This is a genomic window from Clostridiales bacterium (assembly GCA_015243575.1).
In the GTDB taxonomy this organism is placed as follows: domain Bacteria; phylum Bacillota; class Clostridia; order Peptostreptococcales; family Anaerovoracaceae; genus Anoxybacterium; species Anoxybacterium hadale.
In genome coordinates, this window is sequence record CP042469.1 from 1,469,456 (window position 1) to 1,484,214 (window position 14,759).

Annotated in this window: 14 protein-coding genes; all 14 read right to left on the reverse strand. The window is 48.7% G+C overall.

What is annotated here, in order from left to right; genetic code table 11:
* Nucleotides 1-12 precede the first annotated feature (12 nt).
* The 14 genes from FRZ06_06400 to FRZ06_06465 all read right to left on the reverse strand — a co-directional run bounded on the left by FRZ06_06400 (nt 13) and on the right by FRZ06_06465 (nt 14,744).
* Nucleotides 13-930, reverse strand: a complete 918-nt coding sequence (locus FRZ06_06400; protein QOX62997.1) for a transporter substrate-binding domain-containing protein — start codon at nt 928-930, stop codon at nt 13-15.
* 114 nt (nt 931-1,044) lie between these two features.
* Nucleotides 1,045-1,935, reverse strand: coding sequence for a transporter substrate-binding domain-containing protein (locus FRZ06_06405; protein ID QOX62998.1), 891 nt, complete (start codon nt 1,933-1,935; stop codon nt 1,045-1,047).
* 81 nt (nt 1,936-2,016) lie between these two features.
* Nucleotides 2,017-2,886 carry a hypothetical protein gene (locus tag FRZ06_06410; protein QOX62999.1) on the reverse strand — a complete coding sequence of 290 codons (870 nt, stop codon included), beginning with the start codon at nt 2,884-2,886 and terminating at the stop codon, nt 2,017-2,019.
* 66 nt (nt 2,887-2,952) lie between these two features.
* Entirely contained in the window at nt 2,953-3,702 is a 750-nt protein-coding gene (locus tag FRZ06_06415; GenBank protein ID QOX63000.1) for a chloramphenicol acetyltransferase, read from the reverse strand.
* Complete coding sequence (locus FRZ06_06420; protein QOX63001.1) at nt 3,699-5,612, reverse strand: oligoendopeptidase F family protein; 1,914 nt, start codon at nt 5,610-5,612, stop codon at nt 3,699-3,701. Before FRZ06_06420 ends, FRZ06_06415 begins: the two co-directional genes overlap by 4 nt.
* Entirely contained in the window at nt 5,612-8,146 is a 2,535-nt protein-coding gene (locus FRZ06_06425) for a SpoIIE family protein phosphatase (GenBank protein QOX63002.1), read from the reverse strand. The genes FRZ06_06420 and FRZ06_06425 overlap by 1 nt, the downstream gene beginning before the upstream one ends.
* A gap of 14 nt (nt 8,147-8,160) precedes the next feature.
* Complete coding sequence (locus FRZ06_06430; protein ID QOX63003.1) at nt 8,161-9,066, reverse strand: hypothetical protein; 906 nt, start codon at nt 9,064-9,066, stop codon at nt 8,161-8,163.
* On the reverse strand, nt 9,053-9,973 hold the full coding sequence (locus FRZ06_06435; GenBank protein ID QOX63004.1) for a DMT family transporter: 921 nt from the start codon (nt 9,971-9,973) through the stop codon (nt 9,053-9,055). Before FRZ06_06435 ends, FRZ06_06430 begins: the two co-directional genes overlap by 14 nt.
* The gene (locus tag FRZ06_06440) at nt 9,966-10,937 is read right to left on the reverse strand and encodes a DUF2156 domain-containing protein (protein QOX63005.1); all 972 of its coding nucleotides are present in this window, start codon (nt 10,935-10,937) and stop codon (nt 9,966-9,968) included. Before FRZ06_06440 ends, FRZ06_06435 begins: the two co-directional genes overlap by 8 nt.
* Before the next feature lie 3 nt (nt 10,938-10,940).
* Complete coding sequence (locus FRZ06_06445; protein QOX63006.1) at nt 10,941-11,237, reverse strand: STAS domain-containing protein; 297 nt, start codon at nt 11,235-11,237, stop codon at nt 10,941-10,943.
* Nucleotides 11,238-11,265: 28 nt separating this feature from the next.
* On the reverse strand, nt 11,266-11,823 hold the full coding sequence (locus FRZ06_06450) for a hypothetical protein (protein QOX63007.1): 558 nt from the start codon (nt 11,821-11,823) through the stop codon (nt 11,266-11,268).
* A 14-nt stretch (nt 11,824-11,837) separates the two neighbouring features.
* A complete protein-coding gene (locus tag FRZ06_06455; GenBank protein QOX63008.1) occupies nt 11,838-12,206 on the reverse strand; it encodes a hypothetical protein in 369 nt (122 codons plus the stop codon).
* Between the two features lie 59 nt (nt 12,207-12,265).
* Entirely contained in the window at nt 12,266-12,514 is a 249-nt protein-coding gene (locus FRZ06_06460) for a hypothetical protein (GenBank protein ID QOX63009.1), read from the reverse strand.
* 19 nt (nt 12,515-12,533) lie between these two features.
* A complete protein-coding gene (locus FRZ06_06465; protein ID QOX63010.1) occupies nt 12,534-14,744 on the reverse strand; it encodes an NHLP bacteriocin export ABC transporter permease/ATPase subunit in 2,211 nt (736 codons plus the stop codon).
* Between the last annotated feature and the right edge of the window lie 15 nt (nt 14,745-14,759).

Genomic DNA, 14,759 nt, shown 5'->3' on the forward strand with positions numbered 1-14,759 from the left:
TTAGAACTACCCTTATTCTCCGCCCTTTTTCAGCAGTCCAAAGCGGCTCAGAATATCTTCATACGGGTAATCCTTAATAATGGCAGCGCCGTAGGATTTGTGGTAGGGTTGGGTTATAGACACACCCTTGCCATTTGCGTCCTCAGCAGAATCATCAACCATCATCCAGAATACCACGTCAATTTTTTTGCTTACAAGTGCTGTAAGGCGGGCGTCCACTTCTACCGTAGTCAGTTCAATATTCATACCCAGCCGCTCTCCCAGCGCATTTGCAAAGGCTACATTGAACCCTGCCGGGATACCGTCTGCGGAAACATAATCGAATGGCGGCAGGCTGCCTGTCAGGCCGATACGAACCGTTGGAGCGCCTTCTATTTTTACAGGAGCTGCGGCTTTCTCTGAAAGTCCCTCTGCGGAATAAATGTATTGATCTTCCAGTGCAGAAAGCGTACCGTCCTCACGCAGCGAGGAAATAGCACTGTCCAGCTTCTCTCCCAACACAGAATCCTCTTCCCGCGCCGCCATTGCGTAGGAATAGATAACACTGGCGTCTACTACCACCGTCAAATCAGTGTTCTCCCCCTGCATGTATTTCGCGGTATCATAGGGCAAATATGCCCAATCGATTTTGCCTCCGTTCAGCGCAAGCTGCAACTCGGAAAGAGAGGGATAGCTTTGGCGGGTATACTCCCCGAAGGAAAGCGAAGGATAGGGAGGTTCCATGCAAAAGGACATCCGTTGTTCTTTTTCAAAATCCAGCATCGACAGATACCCCTGCACGGGAACGGTTTGCTCCTGGCCCTGATCGTTGTTTGGTGATTGCACAGCCGCTGCCTTCCCTCCGCAGCCGGCAAACGTCAACAGCATAACTACTGCAAGAAATAAGACCATTCCTGTTCTTGTCTTTGTTTTGTTTGTTCCTTCTCTCATTTTGATCTCCTTACTGTTTTCATTAATTTTCCGATTTCGTTTTCTTTACTGTTTTATTGTTTTTCTCCTTTTGTTTTCCTCATGGGTTTTGTTGTTTTTCGCATTTCGTTTTCCTTACAGTTTTATTGTTTCATCCGTTTCCTTGACGAGAAGCCCGTATCGCTGCGCGATGTCCTCCCAGGAATAATGCAAAGTTAACGCAGCGCCAAAATCACGGAAATAGGATTGGGTGACACAAACGCCATCAAAGGCTTCTGCTTCACCTCCAAAGCTCTGCTGCCAGAATAGTACATCCACCATACCGCTTGAAAGTGCCGTCAGCCGCGCCTCTGCGGTAACGCTTACCAGCTGGATATTGACCCCAAGCCTTTCCCCTATAGCGGCGCATAGCGCTACATTGAATCCTTCCGGGTTACCGTCAGAGGCAATATAATCCATTGGAGGAAAATCACCGGTGACACCGATTTTAATGGTTTTGGTTCCGGAATCGTCGGGCATTTTGATCACGCCGACAGAGCGCTCTCCCCCGCTATACAGATATTGCTTCGTCAAGGTGTCAAGAGAACCGTCAGTTCGCATTTCACCGATGGCACCGTCAATCTCCTGACAGAGTTTCGCATCTGTATCTCTGGTGAGCATTGAATAATAATAGAGGAGCGAAGCATCCACCATCAATGTCATCTCCGTATTCCGGTATTGTATGTACCTGGCAGTCTGATAGGGGACATACATCCAGTCCGCTTTCCCCGAATTGACTGCCAACAACATTTCAGACAGGGATAAGTACTCCACTTCATTAACCTCTCCCATTTTCAGGGAATGGTACAGGGAGGTGTCATACAACGAGTCGCAACTTTCTTGTTCTGCCGCATTTCCGCAAAGAGATGCTTCCGTGGGAATGTTACCCTTTAGCCCCTGTACGGGAGCCTGCGTTGGCGGACTGTTGCAGGCTGTCAAAGTCGAGAGCAGCGATAGGGCGATCACACATAGTAAGAATCGTTTCATAATAAACTCCTCCTGCGTTTACTGGGTAGGTAGTACAGTGTTACATGAATCATTTTTTTGGCGGGCAGTACCGCTATATGTTCATTTTTTAGGCAGACAATACAATGTTTCATGGTTCTGTACCGGGTCAGATTCTTCAGGAACCAGCGTTTTTCCCAGATTGTCTAAGTAGAGAGCATATCCGTCGTCACAAACCCAGGTAAAGGCTTCCCCCTTGGGAATTTCCGCAGTCCGTGTACTGCCATCCTCCATCTGAACGGTCACGGTACATTTTTCTGCATCCAGATAGCCCTGTACTGCATCCGTGTGCTGCAGCTCCTGATCGTAGAGCATCACGCCGGAGGCGATCTTCGATTCCGAGCCGTCGGGACGGAGAAGGCTGAAATCAATGGACAGAACACGGAAATCATCTGCAGCAAAGACAGTCGTTGTCACCATCTTGTCCTTGGTGGTCGCCGGCCACGACTCTGAAAGTTGATCTGCGTAGTCCTGGCTGATATCAGCCTGTGTTTCACAGACCAGATTGCCGTTGGTGTCCGTTGTTTGGGATGTAAACTCGCTGCCTTTCACCATGAACAGATAGTCGCTGACATAGAGATCTTTCCTGGCGGAGACAGTAAACGTAGATTTTCCCTTTTCCCGGGAGAAATCGAGAAAATCTGTTCGATAAGCGGTATAGCCGGAATCATCTTCTGTAACGCAATAATTTCCGTCATTGTCCTTATAGTAGGTCAAATGCATCGTATTTCCGCCAACATAGTCCAGCTGGGCGTAGGTGACAGTCTTGTAATGCTCCAGCAGGTATGCCGCAGTATTGACCTCGGCTCCCTTTTCCATGGTCAGTACCTTCACCTCAGATACCGCAGGTACTGTCTCATCACGGCAACCGGAGAACAGACCCATTACCAGCGCAATGGTCAAAACCAAAACTTGTAATCCTCTATGATTCATAATATTTCCTCCTATTGGTTCTGGATGGGTTTCATTGTACTTTCTCCTGCTGATCCTGAATGGGTATCAGGATATCTTCTCCTGATACCCCTGGATGAAATTTTCGATCCCCTCCATCAGCAGATGTACGTGGTAGCCGTCCAGGAGCCGATGATTTAACTGTACGTTAAAAGGGATCGTCACCTTACCATCCTTCCATTCGAACTTCCCCCAGGCAATCCGGGGGGCTGAGTCGTTAGGATTGCAGTCTGCCGCGTGACTCATGGAAGTGAACGAAAACCAGGGGGTGCAGGAGATATAGACGAAATCATCCCTGACGCTGGATTCCGATGTGGAGAAATGGCTCGTCATCTCCCTTTCGGCTTTGGAAGCAGCAGCGCAAAAGGAAGAGAGATCCATACCGGGGGTTATCTCTATATCTATGATCTTTAAGAGATGGGTCGTTTCGTCAAACGTGACGAAGCTGGGGTGAAGCCGGTCTACGATGACCACACCATCATTGCGAATCTTATATCGAAAGTCTTCAATACCACTCATTACATTGGTGACGATATAAGTCATCGCGTAGTAAAAGGACAGCCCATCCTCCTTGACCCTTTTATAGAGATTGGTCACATCCAGGGGCAAAGTGATGTTGTAAAATGGGAATGTTCGGCGGGAAAAGAACTGAAAATGCTCTTTTCTGGACCAATGTTCGATATCAATATACTTCATGTAGTTGTTCTCCTGCGATTGTTCTTCTGTGGTTATTCTCCCGTGATAGCTGGTTGTTTTCGCCATGCAACTTGACGGTAGCTTCTTTCCTGTTTCGCTCACTCAAATTCCTTGAGCAACCGTTCAAACCGCGCAGTGAATGCATTGATATAATTTCCGTTAGAGATATCTACCCCTGCAAGGTTTAGAAGATCCACAACGTTACCGCTGTCTCCAGCCTTGAGGAACGTCAGATAATCCTCCGCAGCACCCGCATCACCGGACTGAATACGGTCAGCTATATTGCATGCGGCAGAGATGCCAACAGCATACTGATAAACGTAGAAGCCATTGTAGAAGTGGGGAATCCGAGCCCAGCCTGCAGCGTAGGAATCCGTTACCGCGTATTCCGGTCCGTAGCTGTCCCGGGTTGTTTCAAGCCACAGCTCGTCCAGCTTATCCGCAGTCAGAGTGCCGCCATTCTCCACTTCTCGAACCGCAGCCTCCTGGAAGCGGGCGAAGAACGCCTGGGTAAAAAACGACTTGTACAGCGTGGACAGCTGCTCCGCAGCGTAATATTGCCGCTCCTCCTCCGTTTTGGCATTCTGGATCATATAATCTGAGAGCAGAAGCTCGTTCAGTGTGCTTGTTACCTCGCTTGTCAGGCTGGAGACATTCTGTCCGTAGCTGCTTTCCTGGGTTTGCGAGTACAGCATATGTGCCGCGTGTCCAAGCTCATGTGCCAGCGTGGAAACGCTGTTATAATCTTCGGTATAATTAAGGAGAATATAGGGATGCGTACCGGATACCGGCATGGCAAAAGCGCCGGTTGACTTGTTTTCTGCGGGGTAGACGTCGATGGCACCGCCCTCCAGCATCACATCCAGCTGATTTGCATAATCATTCCCCAGTGGCGCAAGTGCCTTTTTCACAAGCGTTCGGGCATCTTCATATGGAAAGGTTGTTCCAGGATCCTTGGCGATACTTGCGTTGGTCTCAAAGCTATAGAGCTTTGTCGTGCCCAGTGAGTTTCTAAGCAGCGAAAAGTACCGGTCCAGCGACGGCTTTGTCTTTTCTTCAGCATTCAGAACGCCGTTGTAAACCGAAATGGGCGTATCCGTCGGCGCCAGATCCGCCTCCAGTGCAGAGCCATACTTGTGGAGGGATGCGCTTTGGGTTACAGCGGTATAATAATTGTGCAGATTTTGGGCAAGGGTGTTGCGGAACGCTCCGTAGGTCTGCATCATGGCATCGTAGTACGCGATACGAAACTCCTGACTATAATTTTTATTGTAGGCCGCAGCATAATGATTCTCATCTGCTGGAACCTCTGTGCCATCGGGAAATTTGATCTTTGGAAATGTCAGATCACTACCGGTCAGAGAAGCATACAGATTGTAGGCTCCATCCCGCATCTGATAGAGCGGCTGCAGCAATTGTTCCTCCCGCTCCGGCAGTGCATGGTCACTTTCTGCGCGGTCACGATGAAACCATATGAGGTAAGGCTTCATGCGCGGATCACCAGCCACCTTGTCGAGGAAGCTGTCACTGTTTGCAAACAGCTCCGGCAGAGCAAAGGCTGTTTCTGTGGACATCCTGGTAAGTAAATTGGACACCCGGCCAACCAGCTCCTTGGCTTTGCTGTCGGATTGATCTTTTTGAACCTGCAGTGTGGCATAGGCATCAAGACGCCCGGCAAGACGGCTCATCTCATCAAAGCCAGCGTAATAGCCCACGACGCCGTCTGTGGTATTCAATCTGCCGCGCAGCGCGGAAACGGTTTTTATTTGAGCCTCCGTCTGAGAATATTCCTTTTCAAACGCCGCCTCGTCGGGATAAATTGCACGCAAATCCCATGGAATCTCCTGCTGAGCTGCTTGCTTTTCTGATGATGTCGTTTCGTTCTGCGCAGCTGCCGTATCTGCGTTCTGTCCTTGATTAAGACTACAGGCTGTCATTGACAAAGCCATTGCCATTGCTATAAAAAATGAAAATATTCGCTTCACGTTTGTTTCCTCCGTGCCCTTCTCCATTAAATCTGCTTTGTCAGCGTCAGAATGTTGAGACTGTCCTGATATTCATATTCCACTGTGTCCATGAATTTTTTTACCATAAAAATCCCAAGGCCGCCGATGTCCCGTTCCTCGGCAGAAAGTGTTGTATCCGGGTCCGGTTTCTCCGTTGGGTCATAGGGGCGGCCATTATCGGCAAAGCGCAATGTAACATGACCGTCTTCCACACTCACACCCACGGTAGCATCGCTTGCACCTGAGTAACGGACGATATTAGAGAAAATCTCGTCCACTGCGATGTTCATTTGTGCAGTCACCTTCATGGGAATTTCTGCGGCCTCCAGCTCTTGCTCCACAAATGCGGTGACCTCTTCTATAGATGCCAGCGTTGGGGTCACTTTCAGCTTTTTCATGCCATGGCCGTTCTGCGGTCTAAGCTCCAGGCTCAGCATGGTAATGTCATCAAACTGCGGAGCCTCTCCAACAAAGGCGTCGATTTCCTCTTTCATCCGGTGCAGCAGGGTCGCGCAATCCACGTCTTTATACCGGTTCAGTGCATGGATCATTCGATCGGTGCCGTAAAGCTCGTTGTGGGTATCGGTGGCCTCAGCGACACCATCGGTATAGAGATACAGTCGGTCGCCGGAATCCAGTTGCAGCTCGTACTCCTTGTAACGAGTCCCTTCCATTCCCGCAAGCACGAAGCCGTGCTTATCCTTGATCAGCTCATAGCTTCCGCCTGCCCGTTTGATCACCGGGTACTCGTGTCCCGCGTTGGCACAGGTCATTTTGCCTGTGGAAATTTCTAAAACACCCAGCCAGACCGTGACAAACATTTCTGCCTCATTTCCCACACAGAGCTGATTGTTCACTTTTTCTAGCACCGCTTTGGGAGAAAGTCCTGTCTGGGCCACGTTCTTGAGCAGTGTCTTTGCGATTACCATAAACAGGGCCGCCGGAACACCCTTTCCGGATACGTCTGCCATCACCATGGCAAGCCGGTCGTCGTCTACCAGAAAGAAGTCGTAAAAGTCTCCTCCCACTTCCTTGGCGGGAGTCATCGTCGCGTAGATATCGAGCTCTGGCCGTTCTGGAAAAGCTGGAAAGATGCTGGGAAGCATGCTGGCCTGAATGTGCTTGGCCACGTCCAGCTCTGCTCCGATGCGTTCCTTCTCGGCTGTTACAAAAGTTAAGTCGTTAATATACTGTTCCAGAGAGAGTGCCATATTGTTGAAGGAACCTGCCAAATCTCCGATTTCGTCATTGTCATGAATTTGTGCCCGGTATTCCAGATTCCCCCCACTGATCTCACCCACATCGTTTCGCAGAGACAGCAATGGCATCGTCAGCTGTACAGCAAAACGCCTCGTAAGGATTACAACGATGAATATAATGGCTGCAAAGGATAGAACAAAGATCAAAATTGCCGTCAATATATTCTTACGCATGGATGCCGCAGTATCATCGGTTTTGGTGTTGATGCTGTCGCGTATCTGTGCCACCGGTTCCGTGATATCCGATGCAGGAACATGGATGGCAAGGGTCCACTCCGCAGAGGCAACCGGTGTATAAGCATAATAAATATCTGTTGATGTCAGGGTGACACCTGTATTTCCGCTGAGCAAATCGTCCTTTGCTTCATAAGCCGGAAGTGAGGGATCCTTCAATATATCGTCAAACTCGGTCTGCTCCGATGTCATTTGCGGAGAGGCGATGATTCTTCCATTTCTATCGATGAGCATCGCATAAGAACTCTTTCCAAGGTCTATGTCTATGATCGTTTGATTAAGATCGGTGATCAGAATATCCATACAGACCACACCGGCGAAGCGATCCGCTTCATCGTAGAACGGTGCTGCGCAGCTGATGGTCAGGCCCCGTCCATAGGTATCGGGATAGGTATCGGTAAATACGGGTTTCCCAGCTTCCTTTGCAGCAGTATACCAGGAAGCGTCGAAGTAATCGTAATATTCCTCGGAGGCAGCGGTCTTGTCCCCCAAATCCGATCGATTGTCATAGCTGAGCATAAACCCGCTCTCTGTTCCTATGTAAATTGTGGTGATCATCTCCTTTTCAGCGGTGATGATGGGTTTGAAAACATATTCCAGGTTCCCCAGCAGCTTTATTTCATCGTGAATATCTGGCAGTGAAATGTTCTTGCTGGCCAGATAACGCTGCATCATAAGATTATTTGAATTTTCTTTATTGGGAGGAAGCACCTCCACCGGGATAAAATTGGATGAGCTGTTATAAAGCCGATCGGCATATGCTGCAAATTGACCGGTATAGCCAGAAAATTTGCCAAGCTCCGCGTCTGCAAGCTTTGCTTTGCTTGAAACGATATCAAGCAGATTCTGTTCCATTTGTGTGAGCAGTGCGTCCTCTCCGTTCTTAGCAGCGGTATCTCCCAGCTCCTTGCCTGCTGAAAGCACATCACTTTGTATCTTCAACATACTGATAACGCTTACAACACTGGTAAGCAGCAATGCCGTGACCGATATGGCAAGAACCATAGTCTGTACTTTTTTTCGAATCGGCCTTCTTTTTTTATCCATTGATCTGTGCCCCCTTAAATTACAATATGAATTTTGTTGATTCCCCGTCGGTATTTGTATGACGCGCGGAGTGCACGGTACTTTATCAGCTGGAGTCCGAACATATCCTCTGATGCTTCCTCTTTGCCTGCCACAAAGGGATTGTAACGGCTGCCCTGATACGTAAACCAAAGAGAAAAGCTGTCGTTCTCATAAAATTGAATCGCGACCGATGTGTCAGGCTGTTCAGCAAAGATCCTGATCATCACTTCTTCAATGCAGTTCTGTATGCCATACAGATTTTTTCTGTTGATTTTACGGAGCAGGAAATATTCCTCTAGCAGATCATTGAAGTTGTCAAGACTGCCCGGCTCGGAATCAACGCTGCCGGAAACATCCGGCAGTATATGCGCCCAGGGCGGAAGAACCGGAATAACACATATAATGGAGGTCATCAGAATAATAATCGGAATTCCCACTAATAAATTCATCGAAAGATAAGCAATCAGTACTGTCAGAAATGCCCCAACCGACAGGAACACAAAGCTTATTGCACCGCATACTGCTGCAAGAAAAGCGTTCAGCCAAATATATCTGAAATAATCGGCTTTCTTTTTCAATTGAACTCTGTGTGGTATTACTCCTGCGTGCCACAAAAGCCACATCCCCATACCCGTCACCAAAATACAGCTTTGTTCAAACAGCAGTTCAGGCAGCGTCGCGGCAGTTATCACAGAAGCCAGCATACTTCCAATCAAGCAGCCAATGGTTCCACACCAGCCAAACAGCAGACCCAGCGTGACGGGAAGAAAGTTCTTAATCCCAATATAAGCACCGAAATCCAGAAAGCCGGTCATTCTTACAGGTAGATCCAGCAAAAAATATACCGCTGCCGAAATCAATATCAGTGAGACTTGCTTCTCATAATCAGTCTTTTTCATGTACAAGCCTCCTTTTCACAGCCATAGTAAAAGAGGAATCTGCAATCAAAATGCCCGCTATCATTACGATTGCTCCTGCAAGCTTCCAGGAAGTGATGGTTTCGGCTTGTGTACCAAATAAGCTGGCAAGAACAGGAGACATCAGCATAGTGATAACAATTTCGGTAGAAAAAATCAATGAGGTGTCCAGGGCATTGACATATCTTTGGGCGTATATCTGCACAACGCTATACAGTCCACGGATAAAGAGGCTGATAAACAGCACACTCCACCAGAACGCAGCATCAGATGGCAGTGACATGGTGATATTCTTAACCTTTGCCTCACCAAACCAAAATACCAGAGCAAAAATTGCGTTGAAGAACATCTGGCCCATGGCTAGGATGGACGGATTGGATTTTGCTGTAAAATCTCCGGTCATTATGATGTATACAGCAACAAAAACATCCGCTGCCACAAGATAAAGGATATGGATATTCAGCGCCCCTGTAAGATCTGTATTCATGATCAGAAACAAGCCTGCAAGTACCACTCCAATCCCGATGAGGCTGGACCGCTCCGGTTTTTTCTTGTAAAGTACAAACGAAAGACCAGGGATAAATACAAAATATGCAGAAAGCACGCATGCGCTGACAGTAGCACCTACCCCTGAGGTTCCAAGCAGTAAGAAAAGGTTGAATCCAAACACCTCGACGGACAGGATCAAACTTTGCAGAATCTGACCTTTGTTGATCCGAAACAGCTCGCCCCAAAATAGGGCAAGCATGAAACAAAAGCCGATCAGATACGTAATGGTCAGAAACGCAAAGTTTGAAACGGACTCCGGAACATTGGCAAGAAAAACGTACTGGATCGCTGCGAAAAAAGTGATCATAAAAAGCGAAAGGTTTGCTTCTGTTTTATTCATTGATCACCTCGCGCAGCAGATATTTTTCAAGCAGGATATCAGGGTAATAGGATAGTTTTGCCCGCCTTAAGCCTTCGACCCCAACATCCTCCTCACGATTGATATACTGGTATTCGCTGCAGCATATCCTCACCAGATCACGGTTCAGCGCCCTGTATATATCAGGAATTCTGCGGTCACCCTTTTCGATAATCACATCAAAGCTGCTTGCTGACAGCGGTACACCATATGCGTAGCCGCACAGAACATGATCAATATACATTACGATGCCTGTGAATTCCAGTTCTGCATAGTTGGAAAGCCCAAGCTGTATTGCAATATTTTCATGCTCAAGCTGTGCGTCCTCCTCACCATTCAGCCGATTTTCAAGCCACATTTTCTGAAACCGCCGGATCTCGTCCAGGTGCTTCTCTTCGATTATTTCGATGTGAGTCCTGCTGCCATAGTTGCGGTAGAAGGATCTGATATCATACCGTCTGGATCGCAATTGGGGTCCAGGCAAATTCACCAGCTTGTCATAAGTATAGATGTACTCCGAATAATCACGGAGCGCCGTTACCGAAAACTTGCCCGGAAACAGCCTCACTACTGCATCCTTCGCCGCTGCAGTCAAGGTTTCAAAACGAACTGCTGCTCCATAGCGATGTGCGTCTTCAAGAATCGCCTCGATTGCGCCTCTGAGCCTGCCCTCATTGGAATAGTCCCCCATAGGGAATAGATAGGCTCTTTCCGTTTTACTGCTGATGCCGGCGCGATGGACAAACAGCCACCCGTCATTTTCACAGACGGAGTCACAGTATTTATCCGCCAGGCAGAACATGGCCGCAAAGGAATGCTGACATGAGCTTTCTCCGTACTGATACAGGTACGGGTTAATTATTTTTTTGTGTTTCAATGTTACCGCTTCAAAATTCATCTTTATCTCCAATTGGCGGACAATCATTGCTATGCCGCCTTTTTTCACGTTCTATTCCACCGTCAGAATGTCGGTAAACCCAGTGACCTCAAACACTTCCAGGATGGTTTCGTTCACATGGCGGATCACCATTTTTCCCTGCTTGCTCATTACCTTCTGTGCAGATAACAGCACGCGTAATCCGGCAGAGGATATGTATTCCAGCTCTGAAAAATCTAAAACAAGGGACTCCACGCCATTCATGGAAGCCTTCAGCTCCGCTTCCAGCTGAGGTGCTGTGGTGGTGTCCAGGCGTCCGGACAGGGCCACAGTTAATTCGGTTGCGTTTAAAATTTTGTTAATTGTCATTCTTGATTCCTCCATATGATTGAGCTCATTAAAACATTTTGGTTACTGTGATTTCCAGCTTGCCGCTTCGAATACCGATGGATACGTCGTCAGCAAAATTTGCGATGATGGATTTTTCCATGCCATCCCACTCGCTGTTGACCTCCTCTTTTGGAGCGGATTCAATATACTGTGACAGCGTCCACACAGAAGCGTAATCAATTCCCGGTGTCTGCAGCCCGTATGACCAGGCTGATTCATAAAGGGCCAGACGCCCCTCGAAAGCCAGCACCTCCATAATAATGCCCATCAATCCCCTGATTCCTTGGTTCGCAGCGTTTTTGCCGCTGCTGCTCATGGAGAGGAAATGCTCTCGCGCCGTTTCTGTCACTTGCGCTTTGGTGATCGTACGCAACGTATACTGCCCTTCCTCTTGTCTTATCTCGAAGTCCATAACGTCTGTATGCAAAAGCTCCCTGCACATGGAAAACATCTCTTCTGCGAGAAGCCGCAGACAGCCTCTGTCTTTGGGGCGAAGTCCCTCCAGCGTGTCGATTTGTGCCAACGCCTCCTTCATGTTACTTTCTGTGATCCTGATTTCTTTCATTGCTTGCATCCTCTCTATTGGATTTTCTGTATTTCTCTGTTATAGCAGATCGGGCATTCGTTTACCCGAAAGCTGAATACGGCTCCGCATTGACATTGGTATGATGCCTGATCAGATTCGACCGACACACCGCCCACTACTTCATCCAGATCCTCATCAGACAGTTTGACCGACGGTTTGCTGCTCTTTCGGCGGCATGTGCCGTAATGCTTTTGCAGAGCAGTGTTTTCACGGAAGTCAGCATATTTGCAATACCAACATTCCCTCGCACAGGCCAATGCACTCTCCTGCCGTTCAAAATTCGCGCAGCACCCGGTTGATGTTATGATCCACCATCCTGCCGCTGACGTGCCGATCACGTCGGGGGTCTGTCGTGAAGTCATAAATTCATCCTCCTTTTTCTCCCGCTTCGATGCTCACCACGATAATATACCGTCCTTTCTTAACCACAGTTTTGAGGAAACGGTCCTGAAGGTGTTTTCGGTTTGAACTGTTCCTCTACGTCTTTTCTAGTGTTGACAGGGTCCTGGCTCAAGCCTCCTGAACTTGGTATCGAACCACTTTCAAACGCATTCACACACCCGCCGGCCACACTGTTCATTTCCTCATCCGTGAGGAGATTATCATGCTCCTTCAGATTTGTCTGTTCCTTCAGATTTGTCTGCTCGTTTAAATTTTTCTTTTCTGTCATTTTTTTGTCCTCCTTTTATTTAAAACAATGTTGTTTTTCCTACAAATTCGCTGTCATCAAGGCGCTGGCGTGCTACCAGCTCCGCGAAGCTGCCGTTTCTTTCAATCAGCTCATCATAGCTGCCGTCCTCAATCACCCTTCCTGCGTCCAGCACGATAATGCGATCGCACTCCTTGATGGTGGAAAGCCGGTGGGCGATCACAATGCGTGTGCATTTGAGACTTGCCAGCGAATCAGCTACAGTCTTTTGGGTCAGGTTGTCCAAAGCAGAGGTCGCCTCGTCAAACATGAGGATGCGAGGCTTGGGCGCCACCGCCCGTGCAATCATAAGCCGCTGTCGCTGTCCTCCTGAAACGCCGCCGCTGCCTTCAGAAAGCATCGTATGCATTCCCATGGGCATGTTCCGAATGTCGTCTGCAATGCCTGATCGCTCCGCCGCCTCCCATGCTTCTTTCATTGATAGCCATGGGGCTGAGATGGTGATGTTTGAAAAAATATCACCGGAGAAAAGCTTACCGTTTTGCATCACAACACCAATGCGCCGCCGAAGCGATTTGAGATCTACTGTGGCAAGATCTCTGCCGTCATAATAGACGGCTCCTTTTTGAGGTATCTCAAAGCCCAGCATCAGCCGCATGAGCGTGGATTTTCCGCAGCCGGTCTTGCCTACCAGAGCTACATACTGCCCCGGTCGAATTTTGAGAGACAGGTTGTCGACGATTAGAGGCATGCTCTCACTATAGCGAAAAGAGACGTTGTTCAGCTCGATGCCCCCTGATATGCGAGTGAGCACCTTCTTACCGATGGATACCTCCGGAACCGTCTCCAAAATGGGTTTTACCAGCTCCAACACCGGCTTGATATTCGCCGCCGTAATCGCAATACTTGACAGAGACAGAAACGCACCGCTCACCATACCATAGGCAACGTTGAATGCAAAATAGTCCGCTACAGACACGCCGGATTTCACCGCTGCATAATACAGAGCAATGTTGCCCACCAATGAAATTCCGGTGGTAATGACTGCATTTAACTTTAAGAACATGGGCGGGTCGTAGGTTAAGCTTGCCTTTTGGCGATAGAGTGCCGCCCACTGTGCAAACGCTCGTTTCTCCGCACCGGAAAGCTTTAACTTCTGCACACCGCTTACGAAGGAATAAATCAAGCCCGATTCCTTGGCTGAGAGCTTCATCATCTGCTGCGAGTGTTTCATCTGCATCAGTGTTGAGAGCAGCGTAAACAGAACTGTCGCCAATGTAATAGTAATCGCTGGCATGATTAGTGCCGGTGCGTACGTAAAGATCTGAGCAAGATACGCAAGGGAAAATACCGAAGTGAGTCCTGTGGTCAGAATCGCGCCGCCCAGCATACTGCAAAGCGTATTGATGCTTTGCGTACGGGCTGAAAGCTCACCTGCACTGTATTCCTTGAAAAATTCTGCAGGAAGAGACAATACGCGCATCATGGCGGCGGCCTGCACCGCCGTTCCGGTTTTCGTCTGCATCCGCTCGATGACGATGCTTTTCACCGTGCTCATAAGCAGGAATGAAATACCGGTTGCCGCCAGCATCACAGTCACCGCAGTAAATAATCGCAGATCACCTTTTGTGATGACGCTGGAGAAGATGATGTTATTGAGCTTCGGGCCCAGCATCCCGATGAGGGTGACTGCCAATGTGGCAATACCTGCCAGTGCATAATCAGCCGCAGAGAGGGTCTGGGCAATGTATACGAGCAGGTCTCGGATGCTCAGCTTCTTTAGCGGCAGCGGCTTGTAAAAGCAGATGGCTTCCATTTCCAGCATTGCTGCTGTTTCCCTGTTCAACTTCACGGTTTTACCATTGGCATGGTCGAAAAAGGCATAGCCGGAAAGCCCTTGCGGCAGCAGCGCTACCACTCCGCCGGCTTTGAGGGTTCCGAGGAACGCTCCAACCGCGTTGCGATACCATGCTCCCTCCAAATGGACCATTCTCCGCATGACACCGGAGGGCCGCAGCAGATATTCGAGCTGTTCATTGATGTCTGTTAATTCGTCCGGCAGCTCCACGGACTTAATGCGGTAAAATTTCAAAATCTCGTCCATTGCATTTTTGGTCTTCTGACGGTCATCCGAAAGAAGCCGCTCCATGCTCCGCCCCATGACAGCCCCCGCCATGGAGGAAAATGCTTCAGAAAAGGCGTCCTCGTCCGCCTGTATCCGTTGTTTTATCTGTTCGTCAAACCATCCCATCAGCTTCAGCCTCCT